Source organism: Paenibacillus plantarum (assembly GCF_013141695.1).
Lineage (GTDB): Bacteria > Bacillota > Bacilli > Paenibacillales > NBRC-103111 > Paenibacillus_E > Paenibacillus_E plantarum.
Window position 1 is genome coordinate 19,278 of record NZ_WHNY01000082.1, and the last position, 26,910, is coordinate 46,187.

Consider the following 26,910-nt stretch of genomic DNA (forward strand, 5'->3'; position numbering starts at 1 on the left):
CGAACAGCTCCTTCTTCCTCAGGCAAATGTAATCCCTTCCTTTTCAGCCATAGGTGTAACTATTAGATCACTTCAAGCACATCGCGGCTCGGTAATGTTGGAAATACTGCGTGAGGTTCTGTTTGATACCAGATCGCAACGGAAGCAATATCGTCCTGCAAGGGTAAATAACGACCGCCAGAGCGCCAACCCAAAGCTTGAATGGTGACCCTCAATTGGTCCTCGAACCGGATTGGATCCATAATATGCCAACGGTACATGCCGAATCGCTGTTGACTCCGATAGAGACCATCCGGTTTAATTACTTGATGCATACCGAGAAAAGCCGTCGAGTAAGTGCCATATTCGCCTTGCGGCTGCTCGAAATTCCAGGCGCCGCCAAAATAGTCTTCCGTGCCGGTTCCACATATCGTCGGGAACTCCTCATCTCCATCAAGATAAAATTTGATTTCACCTTCTCCCCACCAGCCTGTGCTATTCGACTGCCAAGCGAGATAGGTTCCGATATAATGACCTTGGCCTTTAACACCATCCAGGATCACATGAACATCTTTGTAAGCGAGTGGATGGCTTCGTCGCCACTGCGCATGTAAATAAGCAGCGTCAGCTGGAACGTCCGTTAACGTGTAATCGATTTGATAATATAAAATGGCTGCTTCGCATGAAGTGTTCTCGATTGTAATTGTGGCATGTTGGCGAAATGGCATGACCCAGTAGCTATTCATCCCACCCGCCGGATTGACGGCAATGGGCAAGGAATTCACATTGCTTCGCTCACACCACCCATTGCAAAAGAAATCACCAACAGGCACTTCGATTGACGGCGCTTCTTCATGATCCCAATGCATACGTACAATGAGGCTGCGCCAAAATTTGGGATGACAAGTCAGCCACACATGCTGAATGGCGCCTGGTCCATCTATGTCCCCGAGGCTTATCGTATTTCCAGCAGGAATGCTTACTGAGGGAGACACCTTCCAACCAACGCCGAGTTCCCTTGCGGCATTAGCGCCAGTCCCCTCCGTGGCCATTCCTGCCATCCCTTTGGCGCCAGTGAAGTTCTCAGCGCTGATCGATCTTGACTTGGCTTTCGAGACAAGCGGCAGATTGCCGAGTCCTAACATAAGTCCATGACATGCATGCATAGGCAATTTCCTTTCCTTTTATATAGTCTTCCATTGCTTTTCCATTGCCTAGTTCCTCCTCAGTCCTGAAGCCCCGCTCGAAAATGTCCAACAGCCTCAGAAGTGCGGAGGCAACGATTGTAGATTCGCAAGGAACGAACCACTTTTCTCATTTCCGAATCAATGTGAATCTGACAGCTTCCTGTTACGTTTCTCATATCGCGGTTAAATCGGCCGAATCCGAATTGCCGATCACTCCCACCGTCACAAAGCCGGCCATCAATCACGAACGAGATCAATTTGGGTCCTCCGTCGACGGTAATAACAACATGGTGAAGGGAATGCGGCTGCAGCAAGTTCCTATCAGAGCTCCATGAGGACTCCGTCCTTCCATCATTCATAACCAACTGAACAGTTCCTGATTGTGTACTCGCGAGCGCGAAGCCAATGCCGTTAGTTCCGCGCGTATCGATAATCGTCCTTGGGCTTATTTCCGCGAAATCTACCCACAGATCGATCGAAAAGCCTGTGCCATTACATAAGTCGCCTAAATCTGGAAGCAGTAAGTTGCGTTCCGCCCCTTCATCTTCTATCGATGCATCCAACGTAAATGAAAGCCCCGCGCTTGCGATTGTTCGAAGATCTTGTTGATTCCACAATCCATCCAGCAGAGAAGCGTCGATTTCGTGGATGCGTGCAAGGCTTTTTTGCGTTTCAGTAATATAATAGCGACCATTCGCTTCAATAAAATCCGGATAGCTGATCCGTGTCTGTGGATCTTCGTCATATAGGATGATCTCCGGCTGCGACCAATGGATATACCCATTCCTCTCACGGCCTCCGCTCAGCCAAACAGGATTGCGGTCGGCATAAGGAAGAAACTGGTTGTTTGAAGTTAACATTGGCGCCCAGTTCATGCCGTGATGATGAAACCACAGTACATAATGTCCATTGCTGAATTTGCGCACGAAAGTCGCTGCTCGTGGATGCTTGATTTTGGGACCGCCAGGGGCATAAACGGTATGTTCAGGCGGCGTCCACGTGTGGCCGTCGTCCCTGCTATAGGCGTGGCAGCTATATCCTTCCGTCGTTCGATAGATGCAATATAGACTGCCATCGCTCAAGCTCACAAGATTATGCTCATCTGCTACGGCACTCTGCGGAGCACGCAATCCGGTCTCTCCGTCCGGCAATGTTTCCCACTGTACACGTGCCGGGTCGTTTTCCCTTAACAGATTGTCACTGCGCACGAACGCGCCTTCTGACGATTCCATGAAGCCATCTCCGAAGCTGCCAACCTTCGCAAGGCCAATGTACACCGCTCCTTTATGCACAATTGGCTTGCACACGCTCCAGAAGAATCGGACCTCTCCTTCGTACGGATTCATCCGGTCGATCTGAAAGTGGCGCACTGGAATCGAAAAACGTTGCTTCGACCACGTTCTCCCGTGATCATCCGAATATTTAAAGGCGAATTCGCCCAATGTATCCACACGTTTATGGAGCCAGGAATATCGGGTTTTCACTTCCCGTAAATTATCTTTGTTGTACGTATAAAACACGTAAACGCGACCGCTGGGCGCAAGCAGCGGCGTCACCCAAGACGACTCCGGTGGACCAGGCGGCTCGATCTCGATCAGCGGCGACCAGGTTAGCCCCTGATCGTTACTAATTGTCGCGACAATGTGCTGATCGTTGTCACCTTCTTCCCCTTTCCCTGTCGTCATGACGCACAGCCAGTTTCCGTCATGGGTGATAACCGTATATGGCTGATCACAGTATCCTTCTTTGGGAAGCTCGACGCCGGTTGCTATGTTTCTCCAGTCTGTCTGTTTCATGTCAACTCTCCTTATTCTTTAACGCTCCCCATTACGATACCGGTAAGAAAGTAACGCTGTAAGAACGGATACACGCAAAAAATCGGAAGCGCGCCCAGAAAAATTTGCGCCGCATGCACAGCCCTATCATCTAGTTGTGACAAGATGGCTAGCTCTGTGGGGTCCATTTGTGAGTAGTCGCGCCTGACTACAACGGTTTGCAAATAGCTGGCGAGCGGATAGTGCTGAGGGTTATTCATGTAGATCAATCCAGCAAACCATTCATTCCAATGTCCAACGATAACGAACAGCCCTACCGTTGCAAGCGCCGGAAGTGATAAGGGTACTACGATCCTTCTGAGCAGCGTCCAATGGCCAGCACCATCAATAAGACCGGCCTCCATCAACTCTTTGGGTAAGGAACGCATGAAGTTCAGCAGCAAGATCACATTAAACACAGGTACAGCACCAGGAAGGACGAGCGCCCATATCGAATCCATAAGACCCAATTGTTTGACGACAAGATAAGTTGGGACGAGCCCGCCAGAGAATAACATTGTGAAGACGAAAATCCAGGCGTATCCCGTTCGAAACCGAAACTGTTCCTTCTCTTTCGAGAGTGGGTACGAAGTTAAAACAATAAGCAGCATATTGATGGCGGTTCCCAACAGGACGCGTTCGAAGGATACGCCGATTGACCGAATAAATGCATCATTCCCAGCAACGAAACGATAAGCCTTTATCGTGAACTCAACCGGCCAAAGTGAAACTTGCATCGATTGAATGGCTTTAATCGAACTAAATGAAACCGCCAGTACATTCACAAGCGGAAGGATACAAAGCAGCGCCAGCAAGGCGAGGAAGAGATGAATAAGTATCAAGGATAGCGAATGCCGCCATGTTCGTTGTTCGACCAAAGTAATGTCCTCCTTTTTGGCCAGACTTTCTAGAAAATACGATAATTGGCGACTCGATAAGCGATGAGATAGGAGATCGAAATCATACAGAAAGAGATAACTGATTTGAAGATACCTACCGCTGTCGCGACGCTGAACTGGGCATTAATTAGTGCAAGGCGGTACACATACGTATCCAGAATGTCGCCTGTCGAATACACGGTCGGACTGTACAGGTTAAATACTTGGTCGAACCCTGCATTCAGGACATTCCCGAGACTAAGTGTGAGCATCAGCACAATGATCGGCGTCATACCCGGCAGTGTGATGTATCGTGTTTGCTGCAGGCGGCTTGCTCCATCAATGACGGCCGCCTCGTACAATGCTGGATTGATGCCAGTTAGTGCCGCCAAGTAAACGATGGTACCGAAGCCGAATTCCTTCCACTCGTTCGTAATGACGAGCATATAAGGGAACCAACGATCATTCCCAAGAAAATAAATCGGATTTATACCAAATGAGCCAAGCGCTTGATTCAGGATACCGGTGTTGGGAGACAAAACATCGATAAGAATGCCGGACAACAACACCCAACTTAAAAAGTGCGGCATGTAAATAATGGTTTGAATTGTGCGTTTAAACCAACGCCGCCGAATCTCGTTAAGTAAAAGCGCTGTTACAATCGGAGCGACTAGACCTGCGATAAGCTTCATCACGGCGATAAAAACGGTATTGCGGATGACACTGAACGTTTGCGGCAAGCTGTAGACATAGCTAAAATGTTTGAATCCCACCCATGGCGAACCGAACAGACCTTTCGTCGGTAAGAAATCTTGGAAGCCAATGACGAGTCCTACCATAGGCGTGTAGCAAAAAATCAAAACTAGGATGAGCCCCGGCCAGATCATTACATGCATCGGCAGTTCAGCACGCCATTTTTTTCGAAACATCCTTGTTCCTCCTATGAAACATTTAGAGGGGACAGAAACGGATCGCCTCCATCCCACCCTTCATTCCATTAATTAAAGCTTCCGCTAGTAGCCACTTCTGTCAGAATGTCGTTGCCTCCTTGGCTTTTCCATTTGGCAACAAACTCAGTATCGAATGCATCCACAGGGAGTGACCCCATAATAATTTTAGTAAATGTCGTTGCTTCTAAGTCTCGCAGCGCAGGTCCCTTCGCGATCATGGTAGGTGTTGGCTGCCCATAATATTGGGAGGTGACGACCTTTTTGTCCTTGATATAACTGCCAAGAATCTCATATGCACCGCCAGGGCCCCACGTCGCATTCTGCCACCATTGCGTCATGTCCCCGTTCTGGAACAACTTAATTTTGTCGTAATACGTTTTTGCTGCCGTCGACAGCTTAGAAGCATCACTAGATTTAAGAGCTTCACGAACGGCTGCTCCATCATTCAAGTTCGTATCCGCGTAGCCGCCACGGATCGGCGAGAAATTTTGGATGTTAATCGTTTTCCCATTTTCGACCTGAGCATGATACTTTTCATCGGGGTTCGACCCGTACAGCTTTTCCATATATAAATTGAGCATTTTGAACACCGCTTCTGGATGTTGGCTGTTTTTGTTAACCACAATGAACTGGCTTGGCATAGCAGACATGCTCTGTACCATAATTGGACTGCTGTCGGCAGATACGAGCGGGTACGCCTGCCAATCTACTTTAGGATCGTCCTTCTTCATGTTGTTGACCGGCCAGGAAGGCACGAACGTCGCGCCGAAGGTCATCCCCACTTTGCCGGAAGTTGCAAGCGTTGCCGACTTGTTCCCATCAATTGTACTGAATTCCGGATTAATCGCCCCGGCTTTGTATAGCTCCTGCAGCTTGCCAAGCGCTGTCTTCACTTCCGGCATCGTGTCCGCAAGGACAGGCTTGCCGTCCGAACCTTTTAAGAACATCAACTGTGTGCCGGCTCCCTTGGTCGGGTTGTACGGATAGGCATGGTAGCCATTGAAAAATCCGTCGAGGCCCGACCAGCCATTCCACAAGTTGTAGTCGAGGCTTAAGCCAAACGTATCCTTTTTCCCATTCCCATCGGGATCGTTATTCGCAAAGGCTAGGGCGATTTGGATGACATCATCCATCGTTTTCGGCGGGGATAGCTTCAGCTTATCCAACCAGTCCTTTCGGATATAAATCATCTGCATATCGCTTTGAACACCACCGTTCATAGCAAGCCCAAGGAACTTGCCGTTGAAGGTTCCGGCTTTTTTTGTGATGCCGTCTGATTGCTCATAAACGCGTTTGGATAATGGCGAAGCATACTTCTCATATGCTGAGGATAGATCTGCGATTTGACCTGCGCTTGCCAAAATCTGAAGCTGCTGGGCGTCTACTTGAAAGAAATCAGGCAAGTCGTTCGCCACCATCGACACGGTAATTTTGTTGGCATATTGCGTGTCAGATGTAATCCATTTGTTGACAAGCTTAATGCCCAATGTGCTAGCGTATTCGCGATACCAAATATTGTTGTCGACGCTGTCACCTGCTGGATACACGGCCGAAGGGTTTGTTGACCTTACGGTCGACATTGTAATCGGCGGCGAATATTGCCCGTTCGGTCCTTCTGTCGTTGCTGGTTGACCCGAAGGTGCGCTGGATGGCGCACCTGAAGGTACGTTTGTAGCCACTGTTTCTACCGTATCCTTGGAGCATGCCGCCATGGTCGCCATTAGCAGCGAAAGCGTTAAGAGCGAAAGCACTTTAAAGCGTTTGCCTCTCATTGTCTACCCCTCCATCTAATTCAATCTAATTGCTACACTTTTATTATGCGGTTCGGAGGAAGGGATTAAAATATTGAAGATTGGTTATCGCTTATCCTCTCATGTCTTTGTTTGATACAAACATAGAAAAATAAAAAACCAGGCGATTGCTTTCATCACCTGGTTCCTTCTATTATTTTACACTAGTTTTCCACGCGTTGACTTCCGTAGTGATCTGATTACCGCCCTGTGACTTCCAATCACGAACAAACTTATCGAATAAATCAAGTGGCTCTCCCATGATCACCTTGGTCAACATAACGGTCTCCAAATCCCGGAGTGTGGATCCCCGTTCGATCATTGTCGGCGTCGGCGGTCCATAGAAGGCATTCACCATAAATGCGTTACTCTTCTTATATTGCCCATAAACAGAGAATGCCCCGTTTTCCCCGAAATCCTTCATCACCCACCACTGACCTTTATCTCCACTGTTATATTTTAGAATGCTGTCATAATATCCCCTTTGTTCAAGATTTAATCGGGAAGGGTTGTTTGACTTCAACGCAGAAATGACGGCTTCATGTGCTTCCTGGTTATTTTCTGCCATGCCCCCTTTAATGGGTGAAGAGGTGAAAACATTGTAAATATCACGACCATCCGTAACAATATGAAATTGCTCATCAGCAGTTCTCCCATAAATCTTTTCCAGATAAAAATTGAGCATAAAGATTACGGCTTCTGGATGCTCGAAATTCCGATTGACGACAAAAAAGTCGGATGGCGCAACATTCGCAATAATTGGTCTGGCTGGATCGCCATCGGCGGATACGAGTGGATATACCCCCCAGTCCGCTTTCGGGTCAAGCTTTTGCGTATTGATTAATGGCCAGTTCGCATTCCAATGTGCCCCAAAATGCATGCCGACCTTCCCCGACGTTTCGGCTTCCGAGGCTTTCGTTCCATCCTGTACAGCAAACTCGGGGTTGATATAGCCGGACCGAAACATTTGCTGCAGCTTGCCGAGTGCCGTTTTTACTTCGGGTTGGATGCCGCCATATACCAGATTGCCTTCTTTGTCCGTCAACCACATGGTCTGTGAACCGCTGCCATTGGTTGGATTATACGGATACGCATGATAGCCGCCGAAGAACCCCTCCAAACCGGAATAACCGTCAAATAAATTTTTATTTAAATTGAGGCCAAACGTATCTTTCCGACCATTTCCATCAGGATCCTGCTCCGTAAATACTTTCGCGATAGATATGACGTCATCCATCGTTTGCGGCGGCTTTAAGCCGAGCTTCGCCAGCCAATCAGTACGAATCCACAGAAGAGGCGCGCCATCGTAGCTTCCCCCATTCGCAGGGATCGCCATTAATCTCCCTTTTTTGGAGGAAGACTGCCGTAACACACCCCCTGAAACAAATTTCTTCGTTAAGTCGGACGCATAGGTATCGAAAACATCAGTGAGATCGGCGATCTGCCCGCTGTTCATGAGCGATTGAAATTGCTGCGAGTTGACCATGAATAAATCAGGCAAGTCGGAGGAGACGATAGATACGTTTATTTTCTGTTGATATTGAGATTCGTCAATAACCCAATTGTTTTTCACTTGGATTCCGTATTGCTCTAGAAACGACCGGGTCCAAATATTATTGTCGATGGAGTCTCCTTCCTGGTATTTGACGCCATCAATGGTTTTGCGCACAGTGGTCAGCGATAGAGGCGGCTCATATTTCCCGCTTGCGGTTAACATGCGTTTATGTTCTGGATTCGAATCTCCCGTCTCACTGGTCGTAGAACCCCCGCTCTTGTCACAGGCTGCAAGTAGCGCGATGGTCAGCACGAGGATGGCAACTTTCCTCCAACGATTTACCATTCGTCGTCTCCCTTAGTTGTTGAGTTATCAGGTGCGGCTGTTCCGCTGAGGGACATTTTCACTGTATCCCGATATTCTTGCGGCGTCAGCTGCGTTGCTTTCTTGAAAAATCGTGTAAAATACGGCGGCGAAAAGTAGCCAAGCATAACGCCGATATCTGCTACTTTATGAGAAGTTTCCAGCAATAGCTGCTTTGCTTTCTGAATCCGCAGCTCGGCAATGTAATCGGTAATGCTGGTGCCGGTTTTTGACTTGTAAAGACGTGAAAAATAAAACGGTGCCAAAAAGACAAGATCTGCAAGCCGGTTGAGCGATAAATCTTTATCCAAATTTGCACTCACATATTCATGCACGCGACGTACGATTTCATCGGACTCATAATCATTTTCTGATTGCTTGGAAGCAAAAATCACCTCAGCTAGGCTGCGAAAATAGTGGGTTACCTCGCTCCAGGACCCCAGCTCCCGCATCGTGAACAGCTTTCCTAAAGGCAATATTTCCGCAAAATACTGCAGCTGTCCGCTCCGATTCATGTAAGACATGAAAATCGCCCCCAAGCGATACTGAACTTCCAGCGCAAGACCGGATTGCATGCTTGGTTGAATGGCTGCCATGACATCTTCATATAACTGGAAAAACTTCGTACGGTCGCGATGCTCCAAATATTGCTCAAGCAGTTGAATGCGCTTGACCTTTATGCTAACATCCTGTGTTCCATCCTCAACTGAGGGACGTTCGGTCAATAGCATTTCGGTATCCAAGCCAAGTCCTCGGATAAACGTTAGATTCAGCCTTTCCATCCGTTCTGGAAGCTGCTCCCAGGCGCAAGGTTCGCTGCTGACAACGAACGAACATTGCAGTTTTAAATATTGTTTGCATGAGGATTGAATGGTTTCTACGAGTCCAAGTACATAGGTGGAAAGATTCGGGAGAGGAACTGTTTGCTGCTCATCTCCCTCCATTGCGGATTTCGGCTGAATCAGCCAAAGGAACCGTTCCGGGTCTAGGGTCACATGAACACTTTGGAACGAGTGGGAGAAATATTCTTCAGCAATATTATGGATTGAAAAGTGAAACAATGCTTTATCCCCCTGCTTCAGATCGCCTCTCCATTGGTCCACGCGTCCAGCAATAAGCAAGACGGATTGATCGGGTTGTAGTGGAACCTGCAAATCGTTGAACGCGGATTCCCGCGTCTTCCGTGACGTCGGCTCTCCTTGTAGAAGCTCCAATAGATAATCTTTTCGCAAGGAAGGTAGTGCTGCAGCAAGTTGCAATCCCGCTTTGTCAATCAAGCGGTCGTAATTCCATTCCTCAGCGATCTGTTCAATTGCTTTGGATACAGCAGCGATGATAGGCTCGTCGCCTTCTGTTTTAAGTACATAATCGATGGCGCCAGTTCGGATGGAGGACTGGATATACGAGAAATTGTTATAGCCCGTCAAGAAAATCGTTCTGCATTTCGGCCATTGTCTTGAAATCTCGGCAGCGAGCTCAATACCGTTCATTCTCGGCATTTCAATATCTGTGAGCACAATATCCATGCGTAGCTGCGTCGTAATGGCTAGCGCTCCTGCAGCATGATGTGCACGATAAATGTCTAGATCCAAATTGTCCATGCTTTGAAAGAGCTCAACAAGCCCCTCCGCAATCAACGGTTCATCGTCCACGATCAATAATCGATACATGCTATATCCCCCCTTCTCTATTCGACTTCAGCGTCATGTGGACTTGAAGCCCACCTTCCTTGCCACGCGCGACTTGAATGCCAAAGGTTTCACCGTACATTAACTGTAGACGGCGATGAACGTTCAGCAGACCGGTGAATTCTCGATCGTGGCGATTCTCTGCCAGCTGAAGCTGTAGGTGTTCCAGTGTTTCTTGACTAAGCTCATCGCCATTGTCTTCCACGAGGATTCGGATACAGGTATGTTCACTCTCGATGTGTACAGAAATTTTACCGCCTTCCAGTTTTCCTTCTAGCCCGTATTTATAGGCATTCTCAAGGATCGGCTGGAGGATAAGTCGCGGAACTGGAACAAGCTCAAGATCTGTCGGGAGCTCGTCGAAGTCGATGTTTATCCGATTCGAGAATCGGATATTTTGAATTTCCACATACGTCCGTGAATGTGCAACTTCATCCCGCAACGAAACTTCATCCGAAGCGTTCCGTGTAATGTATTGGAAATATTGTCCTAAATATTTGCTGAACTGCATAACGCCGTCATGATCCTGAACTTTCGCTAGTCGATACAAGATAAAGTAAGTGTTATATAAGAAGTGGGGATTGATCTGGGATTGCAGCTGCTTCAGCTCGGAGCTCTGAGATCGAATTTTCTCCTCATATACTTGATGGATCAGGATGTTCAGCTTCCGCACCATGGCATTAAAATGATTGAACAAGTAAAAAAATTCATCGTGTCCTCGCGGGGGCGTTATCGTATCCAACTGCCCCTCTTCGATTTTTCGAAAGGAGCGGACTAACACATTCAGCGGTCGATGGATGAGGCGAAACGTCCAATAGGAATAAACCACGATAATCAAGGCTGAGATACCAGACAAAATCCAGAACAGTTTTCGATTCTTATCTAGTATCCCGAATACTTGATGCTCTGGAACATAGATGCTGAGATAGCTGTCAAATTCCGGAACAAATTGATAGGCGACCAAATAAAATCGGCTGCCAATCGTCTGGGATTCCACACCGCTAAGGATGCCTTGGGTATACTTCCGCTGAAATAAACTTTTCAGATAAGGGAGTACCTCCTCATTTTCCTCTCCGCCGGTGATGGACCATCCTTCTTTGGGTTCCAGCATCATTGCGCCGGATTGCGAATAGTTGGATATTTGATCCAATACGTGTTTAAGCTTGTCTTCTGAAAGCTCGATGGACAACAAGTAGGCCGGCTCTTTATCCGGCAGTGGCGGATCTGGGAACGCTAGGCTCAGAAATAAGCGATGTTGCCAATAAATGAGATGTGAACTGTCTCGTTCCTTTACTGGCCGCACGGCTTCGTAATCGTCGCTGATGCGATCTGACAACGGCTTATTGCTGGAAACTGTTCTTCCAAGTGTCAGTATGTGTGCGCTTACATTTTCGATATAGACACTTGAGCTTTTAATCAGCTGCAGCTTGTTTTGAATATTCAGCACCGTATCCGCCCACTCAAATGAGGATAGAATGCCGCCAATAAAGCTCAACTGCCGTAAGTCACGATCGTTGATGTATTGCCGTTGAAGTGTCAGAATGTGGGATTTCTCGTTCTTTAACGTATTTGAGTAAAAGTCCACTCTAGATGCAAGGGAATCTGAAAGCTCTTTGCTGACGCTTGATTCTGCCTGCTTATTGGTCACGATACCAAGGAAATACAGTGGTGCTACGACTAAAAGGAAAGCCACAATCAATTTCGGAAAGATAGAATATTGGAAAGTTTTACGACGTCCATCCATCCTGATGCTCCCCTCAAACCGGACGTATTGGATAACTGGTTGGTTATACTTCTATTATCCACGCAACAGCTCCTGCAAGAAAGATATCTTTTTCGTTTTGACTTATCTTTTCATTACTTTTTATAAAAAAAAAACCGCTGGCACATGCGATGCCGCAGTTTTCGGAACTTTATATAGATAAAACGGCCTCTTCCCGTTCACGAAAGTATTCTGCCGTTTGCATGACTAGTCGATTCAGCACGGCAGGATCAGGGCGCCCGTACATAGCCCGATACGGATTGCCTCCTGGCCCTAATGGTTCCGGTGTCACGTATCGGTTTTCAACATTGAATCCAATCACATAGAGTGCCATGATGATCGTATCCAAATCCAAGGAAGCTTCGCCTAGCGCCCCTCGATTGCTGTCAGCTACATGTAAATTGATCAGAGCATCCCCCGCCTCTAAAATCGCTTCTCCGATATGACGCTCTTGCGATTGCATATGATAGACATCTCCATTAATATACTTGATTCCGAGATGATTAATGGCATTAATAAATGTCTTTGCATCTTGGATGGTATGGCAAAAACTAACCTCATCTGAGCGAATCGGCTCGATCGCCGCGCGAATGCCAGAGGTGACGAATTGATCTGCAACCATGCGCAGCGTTTCTACACTTCGTTCAAACTCCATTGCGTCGTAAGGGACAGGCCGGCCAACTGCGCCAGGTACGACGAGCAAGTAAGTACCGCCGACGGCGGATGTAAAGGCTAACTCACGCTCAATATACGAAAGGGCCGCTTGCCGTTGCCATGCACGGTTGCTGGATAAATCGTTATCCGGGGAGAACATGCCGCAGACACCGGACACGGCGATCTCGTGTGCGCTGAGGATATCCAGCGTTTTCTCGATATCGTAACCAAGATCTGGCCCATAATGATTGCCATGCAGCTCGATATAACGAATGCCTGCCCGCTGTAGCCGCAAGGCCGATTCTTGGAGCGACTCCATGCCGAAGCCCCAATTGCTCCACGACAAATTGAGGCGTCTTGCCAACCGTTCAGGTTGTTCCTTCTTCAATAGCAGAAATTGATCCTTAATCCGATCAGAAATTGTTTCAATATGCTGTCGTTTCATATCCCTTTCCTCCTGCTTCCCTAAAAAGTCGAGGGATACAGGGTTAGCCCCATATCCCCCCATTGACCTTAGTTGATTGCGTTCACCTTAACAAAAATTGGACGCTCGCTGACGTTCACCGTCACCTTACCGCCAGAGATCGTTAAGCTCGATGTTGTGCCGTCGGCATCGCCGTCCACCATGGAGACAAGATTTGCCGTTGTTGGAGAGCCGGCCAGTGTCAGTTGGTAGCTGCTCACGGTCGTGCCGTTGCTCGTTGGCGCCCAGATGGCATATATACCACTGTTGTCGGTGGTGCTTTTGAATTTATAGATCATGACATTCGCATCACCGGATGCTTGATCAGCCAGGAATCGTTTGCCGGTCAATGTTTGAATCATGGTATTCACGTAATACCACGAAGTTTTGCGTGGATAGCCATCCTGCGCTCTGCCTACGACACCTGATGAGCCATATTTAGAGCCCGGTGCCGTATCGCTGTAGTCATCTTTGAATTGGAATTGCATCGCCTTATCAATGCCGGCAGCGGCAAGAGCTAGATAAGAACGAACGAGCCACTGTCCTTGAACCTCATAAGCCGTGTAAGAGCCTATTGGCGGCGCTTTATATTCAGATTGCTGATTCGTATCGTACCCGAACTCACTGATCCACACTTCCTTGCCTGGCATATACGTATCGCGATAAGCGGTCAGCGTTTCCGTTTGATTCCGGAGTCCGCAAGCCTCCGGACTGATGCCGGTCGTATTGTTAATTTGGCAGTAGATGTGGAAATTGAGTACGTCGGCTGGAAATTTGCCATCAGTGCGGTACTCGTTCGCCCACGATTTTATCAGGTTCACATAGTTCAAGTTGTATCCGGCGATGCCGCCAAGTACAACTTTCATATTGGGATCAGCCGTTTTGATCCCGGCTCCTGTACCCATTGTACCTTGATGCCCGTCGTAAGCAGCACTTAGCATAGCCGCATACTCATATGGCATAAATCGGAATTTGCGCGTATCCCAGTCATCGTTCTCTTCGTTCCAAACCTCCATATAGTTCACTGCGTTGAGTCCTGTGCTCACCGGTTGATTCGAAGCGAGCTTCAACTTAGTAGACGCAACACTGCTGCTACCATAACGGGCGGCAAACTGAAATAAATGTTCAGCTGTCGGGCCGTAAGCTTGCGGTGTTGTTGAACTATAGCTATCCAAAGCGGCAATTGGTGTTTTGTATGAACTTGACAAGGTTGACATCCATGACGGAAAACCGTCGCCCTTATTCGATCTGACTTTAAAATCTGGACTGACTGTGCTTCCGTTTGACTTCATCGTTGAATAGAAGTTATCGAAATTCCAGCCGCCTCCAGCGAAGCTCGGATTAAACTGATAATTGTTGCTCGACGGGTATGAGCCTGTTGAATTCCCATCCCAGCTCCAATTGTGGTACTCGCGTATCGTTTTAAAAATATTAAGATCGTTATTTGGCGCATTCGTATCATCGATCACTGCGTTGGTACCGATCAACGTTTCCATCGCAGGATTCGTATGTGCCGTAGGCGATGGCGGCGTATCCGGCGTGCCTACTGGGTATCCGTATACGACAATTTCGTTGATATTGGCACCTGTGTTAGCGAAGCCGAAACGAAGATAACGCGTATCGACATTGACCTGTTTACCTCGCCATGCATTGTAGCTTCCGAGGTTGTCGGTAAACAAATTCGACCAATGGAACGGCGTTCCGGAATCGACAACAAAGCCGTTTGTCGACGATGCGTTCACATCGTAAAAATAAATATCCGTAATATGGAATGTGCGGCCAAAATCGAGATAGGCCGAGGCTGGCAACCACCAATACTGTCCTGTGTTCGGTGCCGCATATTGATTAAGGAAGAAATACCAGCCATTCTGTGGAGCTCCACTCGTTCCTGCTCTTGGGTCTCCAGCTAGCACTTGTTCATCGATCAATCCTTGTGAAAATATGCGGTTATCTAGTTTATCCTGTTGGTCATTTTCGTCAATCAGCATATCCGGCGTCAACGTTATCTTCAGCGACGTACCTGCCGAGGACGTCGTAGCATTAACGACATTCGATAATCCTGACGCATTCGGTACCTCATCACTAGCCTTCATCGCAAAATAGTATAACGTATTCGAACTGAGTCCGCTCACAACCAGCGACTGGCTCGAACCCGCCAATGCAGGAGCAGGAGCTCCCGTCACTTGAGCTGCGGAGGCGAAATTACTGCTGGTAATCGCAGTGGTACTATATCGGATATCATAGGATGTTGCGGTTCCTGTAGACCCATCATCGCCAGGAGCCGTCCATGTTAACGACATCGAGTTTCCTGTTGGCGATCCGACAGCCAAATTCGTTACGTCCGCAGGTGCAGTCGTATCTGAAGCGCTTACATTCGTTGTAGCACTCGCAATTGTTGATAAGGAAGATACGTTACCGACATCATCAACTGCTTTGATTGCAAAGTAATAGGTCACCCCTGCACTGAGACCAGTGACCGTCATGGATTGCGGCGTCCCCGGTGCTGCAGGCGTTGGTTCTCCTGTCGCTTGGGTTGAAGTAGCCCAATTGGTGCTCGAGATATAGCTCATATTGTAACGAACATCATAGGAAGTCGCTGTGCCTGAGTTATTGTCGTCGCCGACAGCCGTCCATGACAAGGATACGCTGTTACTCGTAGGTGAGCTGGCTGTTAACGTGTCAATCCGCTTAGGTGCCACGCTATCCGTCACAGTCGGTGTACCATACACAACGATTTCACCGACATACGCATTATTGGTCATGATACGCAAATAGCGTGTCTGCGTCGAAACGGTGTGCGCGTTCCAGTGATTGTAAAAGGTCAACGGGTCTGTGAACAACAGCGACCAGTTCCCTGTACTGCCGGCATACACGTCGAAATTGGAGTTGCCGTTCAGATCATATACATAAATCGAGTCAATATCATAGGTCTGGCCTAGATCCAGTACAGCATAGGCTGGCGCTTGGCCGGTTTGGAATCCTGGCATCCATTTGGTCGTCGGCTGTCCGGCATTTGCGGCATCGAATCTCGGATCGCCTGCTAAACTTTGCTCGTCCACGAGCGTGGTTGGATCGCCCCCTCCACTTTCCAGCGTGATATTCGAAGTCGATAGCGCGATTTTGGTCCCGGCTGCATAAGCTGTGCCTCCACCTAAAAAGTTGGATGATCCTAAGAATGGCGTAATCGCAAGTACAAAAACAAGGAACAATAGCATTGTCGAACTTTTCCTTCGCACATCAGTTCCTCCTTCGTTTTCGATCATCTGGCGAATCCTGCAATTTTCGCCGTTGCTTCTCTCGTGCCGACGATCACCTCCGTCTACTTCTATCGTAATCATCACAGGGTTCACTGTAAATTATCGCTTTTGACGATCGCTTATCCTTTGATGTCATGCTGCATGAAAAGAAAACATCCACAACCTTATTAGGTGATGGATGTTGGGTCATGCCTTCTCATTGGCATTCATTTCGGTAAAAACAGCTAAGTACTTCACTTGCTCAGATATAGGCGTAACGGTGTGCTCTTCCATGGAGTTGAAATAGATGCCGTCCCCCTCGTTCATCACATAGTCCGTGTTTCCAACTTTGTAGCGCATTGAACCCGAAAGCACATAAATGAACTCCTCGCCTTCATGTGAGAACAGGTGTTTCTTCACTTCTCCTTGTTTCGCGATGAAGAGATAGGGCTGCATGATCTTATTTCTTCGTCCGATGGCAAAAGCAAAAAAAGAATACCCTTTATCCGTTTGAATCCACTTCGTTTCGTCCTGGTATTGATTGGCACACGTCCATACGGTTTCGTTCGGTGCTTCTTCATCTAGCAAATCGGACACCTTCACACCTAGGGCATTCGCGATTTTCATTAGTGTTGCCACTGCTGGCATCGTTTGACCGCTTTCAATCTTCGAAAGCAGACTCTTGGTAAAGCCGCACACCTTTGCGATTTCTTCTTGTGTGCGTCTTTGTTCTTTCCGAATGACTCGGATCCTTTTCCCTAACATGGCTACCCTCTTTAGCATATTCGAATTGTGTAAGTATAAATATAATATAATTCAACTTGGTTGAAAAGCCAATATTGCTATTGCCACATTGTTTAGGTGGATATATAATTACGTTGATTCAACCTAGTTGAACAATACGATATTATGTTAAATGATCGGAGAGAGTGCGATGAATTTATCACCCGTGCAATATAACTTCGAATTTGAGCAAAAGCTGCGCATTTGTTTTATCGGGGCAGGTGGACACTCGTTCCGGAACATTTACCCTACTCTTCAATACGCTCCGGTAGATTTGGTCGCCATATGTGACACCAATGGGGATCGGGCAATGGCTTATGCGCGTCAATTTGGTGCGAATGCTACTTACACCGATTATAAGCAAATGTTCGCAAAGGAGAAACCGGACGCCGTCTTTATCGTTACAAGCTATACGCCAGATGGACGTGTACAAGCGACCGATATGGCAATGGACGCTTTGCGTGCCGGCATTCACGTGTGGATGGAAAAGCCTACAGCTGCTAGCAGTGACGAGGTGCATCAGCTGATTCAAGCAAGCAGGGAAAGTGGACATTTCGTGATGACGGGACTAAAGAAACAGTTTTTTCCAGGCGTCGAGAAAGTTAAACAAATCATCAGCTCTCCTGAATTCGGCACACCGACATCGATCTCCATCAAATATCCACAATCGATGCCGCCTTTTTCCAAGCGCGCCGACCTCAAAAACGTAACAAGCCTCTTGGATCACATCTATCATCCCGGTTCTATTCTTCATTATTTGATGGGCCGAATTGGTACGCTATCGTATCAATGGGAGCCTCTAAATGGCAGCTCAGTGACTAATCTTCGCTTCTTATCTGGTGCGATAGGCACGTTGCATATGGCTTCCGGCATTGCTGGCAGCAGTCCGCTCGAACGGCTTGAGGTCATCGGCCAAGGAGCCAACGTAGTTCTGGAGAATGGCGTGAAATTGACCTATTATCGCAAAACGAAAAGCGCCAGACCGTATGGAAGAACCGCTTCTTACCTGGTTGAGGACGATGAGGCACCGCTTTATTGGGAACCTGAATTTTCATTAGGGCAATTATATAACAAGAACATATTTATGCTTGGTTACGTTCCGGAAGTGCTTCACTTTTGTGAAAGCATCCTGTCTGGACAACCGCCGCAAAAAGGGACATTGGAAGCATCCCTGGAAATTTCGAAGTTGTTCGAAGCTTATCGAACAACACCGGAGGACACACTTGCAACGATCAATGAAAGATAAACTTCATGCATAATACTCATGTAAAGGAGATGGATCATATGGCAACCGTGATGGACTTACGGAAACAGGACCCTGAACACTTAATTCATGAAAACTGGGGGAAAATCCAGTGGCTGTGCGGTCAAGAAATTGACTCAGAATGCGAAATGACGTTCGGCATGGTCTATATCCACGCAGGACAATCCAATCCGCGACACATACATCCGAACTGTGAGGAATATATTTTCGTTTTGTCTGGCGAATGCGATCATAGCTTAGGCAATGAAATTATCCATTTGGAACCAGGTATGCTGCTGCGTATTCCACGTAATGTATCTCACAATGCAACGACAACAAGCTGGGAACCATGCCGTATGATTATCGCCTATTCCGCTCCGGATCGCCAGACGATTGGGGAATAACCTAGTTACATCTGATGTTGCATCACTAAAGAGGCTCTCCCAATTATCAATCTATTGGGAAAGCCTCTTCTTTATAAATCATCTATTGGTTACGACGGATACTGCAGATTGGGCAGACGGGATAGAGGAAGCTTCTGTGTTTTATCCTGCTGAAGAGTACCGCTAGAATTACCATAAGAAAGATCCGAAATATTATAAAGAATCCCGAATATGTTCGGGTCGTGATGCGATCATAGAGAAATACTGGAGTTGAATGTTATATATTATTACATTGACAATTAATTCGATCCTTTCTATAATAAAAATAATCAATACGCGTTATATAATGTAACACAATTACTCTTGTATAAGCTCATTAATTGGAGTGAGCGTCTCGACCAGGCAACCGTAATTGCCCCAGGCTACAAGAGGCCACAAAAAGAAATCCTACCGTTTCATTTTTCGAGACGCAAAAGGGTTACTTTATGTTGTGCCTCTGAAGCCTGGGGATTTTTGCGTTTAACTCAACTTAAAGGAGTGTTTAGAATGACTATTTCCAGTAATGTTACCGATTCACAAGTTCAACTACCTCGTGATTGTACATTTTCACCATCCGACTGGCACGTTCTATCCCACTATTGGTATCCGGTTGCGATTGCGGAAGAAATCAAGGATAAGCCGATCTCAGTTAAGCTTCTCGATGTGAAATTAGTTTGTTACCGCAGCCGCGGTCAAGTGGTCATTGCTCGCGATCTCTGCTTCCATCGCGGTGCTCCGCTTAGCAAAGGCTGGATAGATGGCGATGAAATTGTATGCCCCTATCACGGCTTTCGCTATACTTATGATGGTGTCTGTACCGCGGTCCCTGCACATCCTGACTCTAAAATCTCGCCTAAGCTCAAATTAATCACCTACCCCTCCATTGAAAAGTATGGATTGATCTGGACTTCACTCGCAGGAACTGATGTGAATATTCCTGACTTCTCTGGCTGGGATGATCCAGACTACTTGAATGTCTTGCCGCCTAGCTTCGATATCGCTGGATCGGCAGGACGTCAATTAGAAGGCTTTCTTGACGTTTCACATTTTGCTTTTGTGCACACGGAGACATTTGGGGACCGCAATAACACAGAAGTTCCGCAGTATAAGGTGACCAGGGAAGGAAATACGCTATACGCAGACTATTGGAGTACCGTTAGCAACTATGGCAATGGTCAAGAGAATCCAGCTCCGGATGGTTTTATGTGGCTCCGCGCTTTCCGGGTTTTCGCACCTTTTGCTGCGTCACTAACGGTTCACTTTCCAAATGATGAAAAGTTGACAATTCTGAATTGCGCCTCACCTGTTTCAGCAAGATACACCCGCCTATTCTCCCCATTCTCAAGAAATTTCGATAAAAACGTGCCTGTGGAAGATACAATAAAGTTCAATTTACAAGTATTTCAAGAAGACAGAGAAATGGTGGAAGCACAGACGCCTGAGGATTTGCCTCTAGACCTGATGGCTGAAGCACATATACCTGCAGATCGGACATCTATTGCTTACCGACAGCTCTTGACCGAACTTGGATTAGGACGCAATTATACCTCATAATAAAATCTAAAAAGCAAAAGGCGGCTACTTGAGTGTCTTTTGCTTTTTTGGGCGCATTGTAGAAGGATGTTTTTCTTATTTTAACTGAATGAGAAGTTCATTTATACTACTTTGACGATCTCTTCTAACTCCTCGACTCGATCATTGTTTGCTCGACATTCTGGATCCAAGTTCCGTCGGATTGGATGCAATGGTTCACCAGAGTAGACGTAATCCGGAATGGAATCAACTAGATGAAATTTCCGGAGGCTTATGCTATTTTTAATACGCTTTCAATAAAAACGTACAAAAAATCATCAAAAAAGCAGGTTTCTCCTCGTTGGAGTTGCCGCTTTTTTATTATTGCTAGTATGTATTAAGAATGTCTGTATTGTTGTTCAAGTTGATCTAGAAATCCATACAGAAGCATGTTCGATCGTTCCAATTGCAGCGGAGCATTCAGCATCTCTTTTTCACTTTGGATATACGGCGCAACTGAGATCTCTTCCCCACAGTGCTCGATGATAAGCTGGACATTTCTCTGCATCATTTCCAAATGAAACTGAAGTCCGATAACGGATTTCTCATAAATGAAGGCCTGATTTTTACATGCAGCACTGGATGCAAGCAACTGAGCTCGATCGGGTAAGTCGAACGTTTCTCCATGCCAGTGAAATACAACAGATTCTGAAGATGGATTAGGGAATAAGGGTAGTTCAATGCTCGCTTGTGTCCACTGAATCGGAAACCACCCGATCTCCTTTTGTTCATTTGGGAATACCTTAGCACCAAGTACATGGGCAATTAATTGAGCACCTAAACAGATTCCTACGACCGTTTTTTCTGTCTGAATAACTTCCTTGATGTAACGTTTTTCCTCGTTCAACCATGGATACTCATTTTCATCATGGACGCTCATTGGCCCACCAAGAACAAAAAGCCAATCCCATGTTTCTATCGCATGCAACCTTTCTCCAGCAAATATTCGTGTGACCAAAAGCTCATGCCCTTGTTTTTCAGACCAATTCAGGATTGCTCCAGGGTTTTCGAAAGGGACATGTTGAATACAATGAATTCGCATCTTATTCACTTCTCCTTCTTTATTCACATGTGCTATATTACCCGACGTATCTTAGGTATTTTTTCACCTCTATTATCCCCTCCAATTATATCTAAATCAATCTATTTATATTCAATATATATTAAAGTGGTTTACAAATAATTTATTTCTTCTTGATATTTCAAAAAAGCGTGGATGCTATAATGAGTTAATTTTAGGATTATGTTTTACAAGCAAAGTTTACGTTTTCAGCAGGTTATTATTTCATATAAAGTATGTAGGTCAGGAGAGAAATGAAAGTAATGGATCAATCAAAAAAACATGTTAGATTGCAGTCAATTCTCGAAGTATTATGGGTGTCTCTGAAGTTGGGTATAACATCTTTTGGTGGCCCTGTGGCCCACCTAGGTTATTTCCATGACGAATATGTTCGGAGAAAAAAGTGGTTGGATGAACGTAGCTTTGCAGACTTAGTTGCACTCTGTCAGTTCTTACCCGGACCCGCTAGCAGTCAAGTCGGGATAGGGATTGGTACTATTCGCGCAGGTCTTTTAGGCGGATTCATAGCCTGGTTTGGGTTCACAATGCCATCAGTGATAGCATTAGTTCTGTTTGCTTTCGTTATGAAAGGCTTCGATATTGGAAATGTTGGATGGATTCACGGTTTAAAGATAGTCGCAGTAGCTATCGTTGCACAAGCCATTTTAGGGATGGGTCAAAAACTTACTCCAGATCGGAAACGAGTGACAATAGCCATAGTTAGTGCAACTATCACCCTGATTTGGCAAACTACAATTTCTCAAATCGTACTAATTGCTCTAGCAGCTTTAATTGGATTACTTCTTTACCAAGAAAAAACTGATATGGAACGCACAGCGCTTCAAATCCCAGTTAGCCGCACTTTAGGTATGATCTGTATAGCTTTGTTCTTGGCCATCCTAGTTGGTCTGCCTATTCTGAGGGGAATAACTTCTCAGCACTGGATGGAATTATTTGATAGTTTTTATAGATCTGGATCCCTCGTATTTGGCGGGGGCCACGTGGTTTTACCTCTATTAGAACGAGAGATGGTACCAACAGGTTGGGTAAGTGAAGAAAACTTCTTATCTGGATATGGGATCACTCAAGCGGTACCAGGACCTCTGTTCACATTTGCTTCCTATTTGGGAGCTATTAATGGTGGGATTTTTGGAGCTGTGATTGCAACTTTCGCTATTTTTCTTCCAGCATACTTATTGGTTATCGGTACACTGCCCTTTTGGAATGTTCTCCGCAGCAATCCCAAAATCCAAGGTGCTTTAACAGGAATTAACGCGACTGTCGTCGGAATTTTACTTGCAGCCTTCTATAACCCAATCTGGACATCAGCAATCTTACACCCTGCAGACTTTGCTTTAGCTGCTATTTTATTTATTTTGCTCGTATTTTGGAAATTACCTCCATGGGTTATTGTGATCGCTGGTGCAATAGGAGGAATTCTTGTTAGTTGAAAAAACATCAAGAGGTAAGGGGATATTCCCCTTACCTCTTTGTGCAAGCATCAATTCGGCACAACCCGATATACGTTTTTCTTCCCCACATTTTGCAAAATGCGGGTTGGCACAGATGATATTTTCGACACATCCGTTATCCCTTTTGCATTTTTCGTTAAGGTTAGCATCAAGATTGTTCCTCGCAGTCTAGCGGTATGCCGGGGAATTTCGGTGGAAACGAAATTCCCTAGAGAGGACGCGGCTACCCGATTTCTAGTGAGTCCGTCGATGTCCTTCACCTTAAACATTCTTATCGGATGCAGCACATGTGGATGCGCTCCCAACACGACATTCACACCATTATTAAACAACACCTGCATGAGCTGGATTTGGTTGCGGTCGGGATAAGTACGAAATTCTTTCCCGAAATGTAGGCAGGCGATAATAAAATCTGTTCTATTCTTCAAGCTGCGAACGTCCGCTATTATTTTTTTCTGATCTAACCGATTGACTAACCTGGGCTCCGGGACTGAGATCCCGTTCGTTCCTTTCGTATAAGCCAATATTCCAATTTTTATTCCCTTTACGTTAACTATCAGTTTCTGGCGGGCTTCCCGAGCGGAACGATACGTGCCCGTATGTCGCAGACCGTGTCGATCGAGGACGTTTAATGTCCGCCTCAAACCGGATAGTTTCCCGTCCATACAATGGTTATTGGCTGTGCCTAATACATCGAAGCCCAAGTTCCGGAGCGCAGCAGCGAATTTGTCCGGGGAGTTGAACAACAGTTTTCCGGGCTCTTCGCGGAAATTGTTGCCGGAGAAGGTCGTCTCCAGATTGCCTATAGTTAAATCGGATTTCCGCAGATAGGGTTTCACTTTTGAAAATATAGGGACGAATCCGCCTTCACGTGCGGCCGAGGCGATCATCTGCTTTTTCATCAACAAATCCCCGACTGCTGCGATTGTAATTTTTATCAATCCAGCCACTCCTTTCATGATTACACCTTATGCGATAGAAAAGCAAAATGCTTGTAAGTTGGGCACCCTCGGTACGGCCAAAAAGCCCAAGCCTGGATCGGCTTGAGCTTTTGCGCCATGTAATGCCCATGGTTTGGATGACAATTTCAACTTTCAATTTCCTTACAGTTAACGCTATTTTGTGAAATAATGTCCTTGCTCTAGATCTGCGAGCAGTCCAAGTTGGATAGGCTTCCAGCCGAGCAGCTCTTTCGTCCCTTCACTTGATCTTGCTAAGTCAAGTGACGCGACCATGCCTAGAAAACCGAAGACAGCTTGTGCCTCTTCAGGCGGGATGCTGACTACCGGCACATCCAGGTGACGACCGATGACCTTGGCAATGTCGCTGAATGGAATGCCTTTATCGTCCACGCCATCCAGTCGTGAGCCTGCAGGCGCAGATTCTACAGCGAGTCTGAACAAAACTGCCGCATCCAAACGATGTATCGCTGGCCAACGGTTGGTGCCGTCTCCGATGTATGCCGAAGAGCCTCTTTCCTTGGCGATCCGGATTAATTGCGGAACAAAACCTTTATCCCCTTCTCCATGAACGGAAGGTGCAAGCGAGACGATCGATGCTCTCACGCCTTGTTCTTTAAATGCGAGTGCTGCATCCTCCGATGCTTTGCCATTAGCATGAGCTGTGATAACTAGTGGTTTATTGGAGCCAACAAGCCCCTCTCCCAATGCTTCGATGGCGCGAAGATCAGTTGCTAGTGATCCGGCGAAATTAGAGAAATCGTGGTTAAATGCCAGATGAATAACTCCGTCTGAAGTTACAGCATTGCTGCGCAGTAAATCCAGATCCTCTAAAACACCATGAGCCACCTCAGCTCCCAAACTTTCTAATAGGTGTGCACCACTCTCTGAACGAGTCAAACCAACAACCTGATGTCCCGCACCAATAAGTTCGCGGACAACAGCTGTACCAATATAACCTGCTGCACCTGTAACGAATATACGCATAATTGTTTTACGCCTCCTTAAGCATTTGACGAAGATATGACTCTAGTCTAAACTATGAAGTACACTCTAAGGCAAGCGTTAGGAGGCATATTTTCATATGAAAATTCAAGAATTAGGAGACTTGATGGGTTTAACACCCCACACCATTCGTTTTTATGAGAAGGAAGGCTTGCTAGATAGCAGGCATATTCAGCGAGAGAAGAATAATTACCGCAACTACTCAGACGAAGCAATTGATCGGTTAAAGCTGATTAAAAAATTTCAAGGCATCGGCTGCTCGTTAGCTGAGCTGAAGACAATCTTGCAGGATCACGATACGAACGAACGCACGAACCAAGAAGTAATAGAATGGATTCTTCAGAAGATCAATGAGATCGAACGCAAGAAAGACGAATACGATCATATGCTTATAACGCTGAATTGGATGCTGACATATAGGAAGCTGCTGAATGAAGATCCACAGCAAGCTGAGGCAATGATGGCGGAATTACGTCTTAGAATTAACAACTAGCCGGGGAATCGTAAAAAAGCTCTTTGGACGTAAGTTCCGTCACAAAGAGCCTCATTTTCAGTTCCGCGTATTCTAACGGCTGACTAACAAGCATGTAATAAAGACCTTTTTCCAGGATTAGCTGCTCATGGGTACCTGACTCCGCAATAACCCCCTGACCCAATACGAGAATACGGTCCGCATGCCGAATGGTGCTTAGTCGATGCGCGATGATGAGAGTCGTTCGATCTTTGAGTATCGTACTCATCACCTAACTAATCGGAACCGCATGTTCCGAGATTGCTATTAGTTCCACAGAAACCGCGTACTTCTTACAGAGCTCCTGTGTAGAAATAGTGGCAATTCTCGGAGACAATAGTTCACTTTTCATTTTTAATCGATCTCTTCCGTTTGGATGCAGAAGGCATAGTAACAACTTTAAATAAAACTGTGTAACTCTGCTAAATATACCTTTTGGTAGTTCTGTCAAGGTAAAACCTAATTGTTTAGAACCTCTATGTATCATAGTGATTCCGTAAATCGCTTTAACCTTTTCAGGTATGAAATGAACATGTTGTGTGAGCGTGGGCATAAAGCTCTTTACAGCTTGTTTCATTTGTACAGCAAGTTGAAACATAGAGTCAGATTCGGTAATCAGTTGATGTAGTTTCTCATTATTAAAATGAAGTTCAATAACCAGATCTCCGGAATTCAGCTCTTCCCCACTTCCCAATTGGATCGTTTTCCCGTGATATTTGCGTACACGGCTATAGAAAATTTGATTATCCACGTCAATTGGCCGAATATTGAATAGCCAATGGAAAACACGCTCCCATTTTAACCAGATGAAAATGAGAAATTTCTTTGTACGCCGACTAGGTGCTCGCTTTTTAAATTGAAGTAAATGTAAATAGGTATCTATGCGTAGAAAGGTAACCCTTCGCAGTGTGCAGATTTCAAGGAAAGCATCGAGGGCATCCAACATATAATGAGGAGCATCTCTATTCGCCCCAAAAGTCTGCCCACTGTCATGAAGCACGATAATTTGATTGGATTGTAGTTTGGCTAGTAACTTTGATTTTATTCGCTCAGTGCCTCCATGACTTCTCCAATCTGTGACCATTAATGACCAGAAGACCAAACGAAATCGATGTACTAGAAATAAATCAAAGACATTAATAATACCCCAAGGAGGACGATAATATATCGGTGTTACCCCAATAATGTTCTCAATCGCCGCTACAGAATCTTTCAATTGTTTTCGAACTTTTTGTGGCGTCATACATGCATTCGTCCAATGGACATAATTATGAATGCCAATCAGATGACCTTCGTGGTGAATACGTTGGATGAGCTCTGGATACTTTTCTGCTTTAGACCCAAGTACAAAGAAAGTTGCTATGATCTGATATTTGGAGAGAATATCCAACAATTGCGGTGTAAAATCTGGATCAGGACCATCGTCAAAGGTTAAAGCTATACCGTCTCTGGCCACTTTCTTTTTGTACACCCATAAACCAAGTAAACGAACTGTTAGAGTAGGCAAAATTGTATATAGAAGCAATACTAAGAAAATGCTCCATAACAATGGTTGCAAGCCAATCACATACTTTCTAGAGAGAATTCAGTTACGATTCGTTAAGCATTCTACAAATTGACGAAT

General features: G+C 46.1%; 21 protein-coding genes and 1 riboswitch. Of the genes, 5 read left to right on the forward strand and 16 right to left on the reverse strand.

What is annotated here, in order from left to right:
• Positions 1–62: 62 nt before the first annotated feature.
• The 11 genes from GC096_RS33385 to GC096_RS33435 form a co-directional block, all read right to left on the reverse strand.
• Positions 63–1,145, reverse strand: a complete 1,083-nt coding sequence (locus GC096_RS33385) for a glycoside hydrolase family 172 protein (RefSeq protein ID WP_171636602.1) — start codon at positions 1,143–1,145, stop codon at positions 63–65.
• 59 nt (positions 1,146–1,204) lie between these two features.
• Complete coding sequence (locus GC096_RS33390) at positions 1,205–2,962, reverse strand: exo-alpha-sialidase (RefSeq protein ID WP_171636603.1); 1,758 nt, start codon at positions 2,960–2,962, stop codon at positions 1,205–1,207.
• Positions 2,963–2,973: 11 nt separating this feature from the next.
• A complete protein-coding gene (locus GC096_RS33395; RefSeq protein WP_171636605.1) occupies positions 2,974–3,858 on the reverse strand; it encodes a carbohydrate ABC transporter permease in 885 nt (294 codons plus the stop codon).
• Positions 3,859–3,887: 29 nt separating this feature from the next.
• Positions 3,888–4,787 (reverse strand): ABC transporter permease, encoded by a 900-nt coding sequence (locus GC096_RS33400; RefSeq protein ID WP_171636607.1) that lies wholly within the window; start codon positions 4,785–4,787, stop codon positions 3,888–3,890.
• Between the two features lie 68 nt (positions 4,788–4,855).
• Complete coding sequence (locus GC096_RS33405) at positions 4,856–6,580, reverse strand: type 2 periplasmic-binding domain-containing protein (protein ID WP_171636615.1); 1,725 nt, start codon at positions 6,578–6,580, stop codon at positions 4,856–4,858.
• Positions 6,581–6,752: 172 nt separating this feature from the next.
• Positions 6,753–8,438: an extracellular solute-binding protein gene (locus GC096_RS33410; RefSeq protein ID WP_171636617.1), complete on the reverse strand. Its 1,686-nt coding sequence runs from the start codon at positions 8,436–8,438 to the stop codon at positions 6,753–6,755.
• Positions 8,432–10,126: a response regulator transcription factor gene (locus tag GC096_RS33415; RefSeq protein ID WP_171636618.1), complete on the reverse strand. Its 1,695-nt coding sequence runs from the start codon at positions 10,124–10,126 to the stop codon at positions 8,432–8,434. The genes GC096_RS33410 and GC096_RS33415 overlap by 7 nt, the downstream gene beginning before the upstream one ends.
• Position 10,127: 1 nt before the next feature.
• On the reverse strand, positions 10,128–11,888 hold the full coding sequence (locus tag GC096_RS33420; RefSeq protein ID WP_171636620.1) for a sensor histidine kinase: 1,761 nt from the start codon (positions 11,886–11,888) through the stop codon (positions 10,128–10,130).
• Between the two features lie 169 nt (positions 11,889–12,057).
• Positions 12,058–13,005, reverse strand: a complete 948-nt coding sequence (locus GC096_RS33425) for a sugar phosphate isomerase/epimerase family protein (RefSeq protein WP_171636622.1) — start codon at positions 13,003–13,005, stop codon at positions 12,058–12,060.
• Between the two features lie 68 nt (positions 13,006–13,073).
• Positions 13,074–16,259, reverse strand: a complete 3,186-nt coding sequence (locus GC096_RS33430; RefSeq protein ID WP_171636624.1) for a fibronectin type III domain-containing protein — start codon at positions 16,257–16,259, stop codon at positions 13,074–13,076.
• A 207-nt stretch (positions 16,260–16,466) separates the two neighbouring features.
• Positions 16,467–17,024, reverse strand: a complete 558-nt coding sequence (locus GC096_RS33435; RefSeq protein ID WP_171636626.1) for a helix-turn-helix domain-containing protein — start codon at positions 17,022–17,024, stop codon at positions 16,467–16,469.
• Positions 17,025–17,193: 169 nt separating this feature from the next.
• On the opposite strand from GC096_RS33435, the gene GC096_RS33440 reads away from it, so the two are divergent.
• The 3 genes from GC096_RS33440 (at position 17,194) to GC096_RS33450 (ending at position 20,261) form a co-directional block, all read left to right on the forward strand.
• Positions 17,194–18,288, forward strand: a complete 1,095-nt coding sequence (locus GC096_RS33440) for a Gfo/Idh/MocA family protein (protein WP_171636628.1) — start codon at positions 17,194–17,196, stop codon at positions 18,286–18,288.
• 38 nt (positions 18,289–18,326) lie between these two features.
• Positions 18,327–18,689, forward strand: coding sequence for a cupin domain-containing protein (locus GC096_RS33445; RefSeq protein WP_171636630.1), 363 nt, complete (start codon positions 18,327–18,329; stop codon positions 18,687–18,689).
• Between the two features lie 322 nt (positions 18,690–19,011).
• Positions 19,012–19,113: riboswitch (purine riboswitch) on the forward strand.
• Positions 19,114–19,214: 101 nt separating this feature from the next.
• Entirely contained in the window at positions 19,215–20,261 is a 1,047-nt protein-coding gene (locus tag GC096_RS33450; RefSeq protein WP_171636632.1) for a Rieske 2Fe-2S domain-containing protein, read from the forward strand.
• A 355-nt stretch (positions 20,262–20,616) separates the two neighbouring features.
• Here the strand turns inward: GC096_RS33450 and GC096_RS33455 are convergent, their stop codons facing one another.
• Positions 20,617–21,321, reverse strand: coding sequence for a type 1 glutamine amidotransferase (locus GC096_RS33455; RefSeq protein WP_171636634.1), 705 nt, complete (start codon positions 21,319–21,321; stop codon positions 20,617–20,619).
• A gap of 281 nt (positions 21,322–21,602) precedes the next feature.
• Here GC096_RS33455 and GC096_RS33460 point away from each other — a divergent pair, with 281 nt between their 5' ends.
• Entirely contained in the window at positions 21,603–22,790 is a 1,188-nt protein-coding gene (locus GC096_RS33460) for a chromate transporter (protein ID WP_171636636.1), read from the forward strand.
• 50 nt (positions 22,791–22,840) lie between these two features.
• Here the strand turns inward: GC096_RS33460 and GC096_RS33465 are convergent, their stop codons facing one another.
• Both GC096_RS33465 and GC096_RS33470 read right to left on the reverse strand, forming a co-directional pair.
• Complete coding sequence (locus GC096_RS33465; protein WP_171636637.1) at positions 22,841–23,752, reverse strand: CapA family protein; 912 nt, start codon at positions 23,750–23,752, stop codon at positions 22,841–22,843.
• A 174-nt stretch (positions 23,753–23,926) separates the two neighbouring features.
• Entirely contained in the window at positions 23,927–24,757 is an 831-nt protein-coding gene (locus GC096_RS33470) for an SDR family oxidoreductase (RefSeq protein ID WP_171636638.1), read from the reverse strand.
• Positions 24,758–24,854: 97 nt separating this feature from the next.
• Between GC096_RS33470 and GC096_RS33475 the strand changes: the two genes are divergently transcribed.
• Complete coding sequence (locus GC096_RS33475) at positions 24,855–25,268, forward strand: MerR family transcriptional regulator (protein ID WP_171636640.1); 414 nt, start codon at positions 24,855–24,857, stop codon at positions 25,266–25,268.
• On the opposite strand, the gene GC096_RS33480 is transcribed toward GC096_RS33475, so the two are convergent.
• Both GC096_RS33480 and GC096_RS33485 read right to left on the reverse strand, forming a co-directional pair.
• Entirely contained in the window at positions 25,258–25,515 is a 258-nt protein-coding gene (locus GC096_RS33480) for a hypothetical protein (RefSeq protein ID WP_171636563.1), read from the reverse strand. The genes GC096_RS33475 and GC096_RS33480 overlap by 11 nt on opposite strands.
• 3 nt (positions 25,516–25,518) lie before the next feature.
• Positions 25,519–26,811: a polysaccharide deacetylase family protein gene (locus GC096_RS33485; protein WP_171636642.1), complete on the reverse strand. Its 1,293-nt coding sequence runs from the start codon at positions 26,809–26,811 to the stop codon at positions 25,519–25,521.
• Positions 26,812–26,910 lie beyond the last annotated feature (99 nt).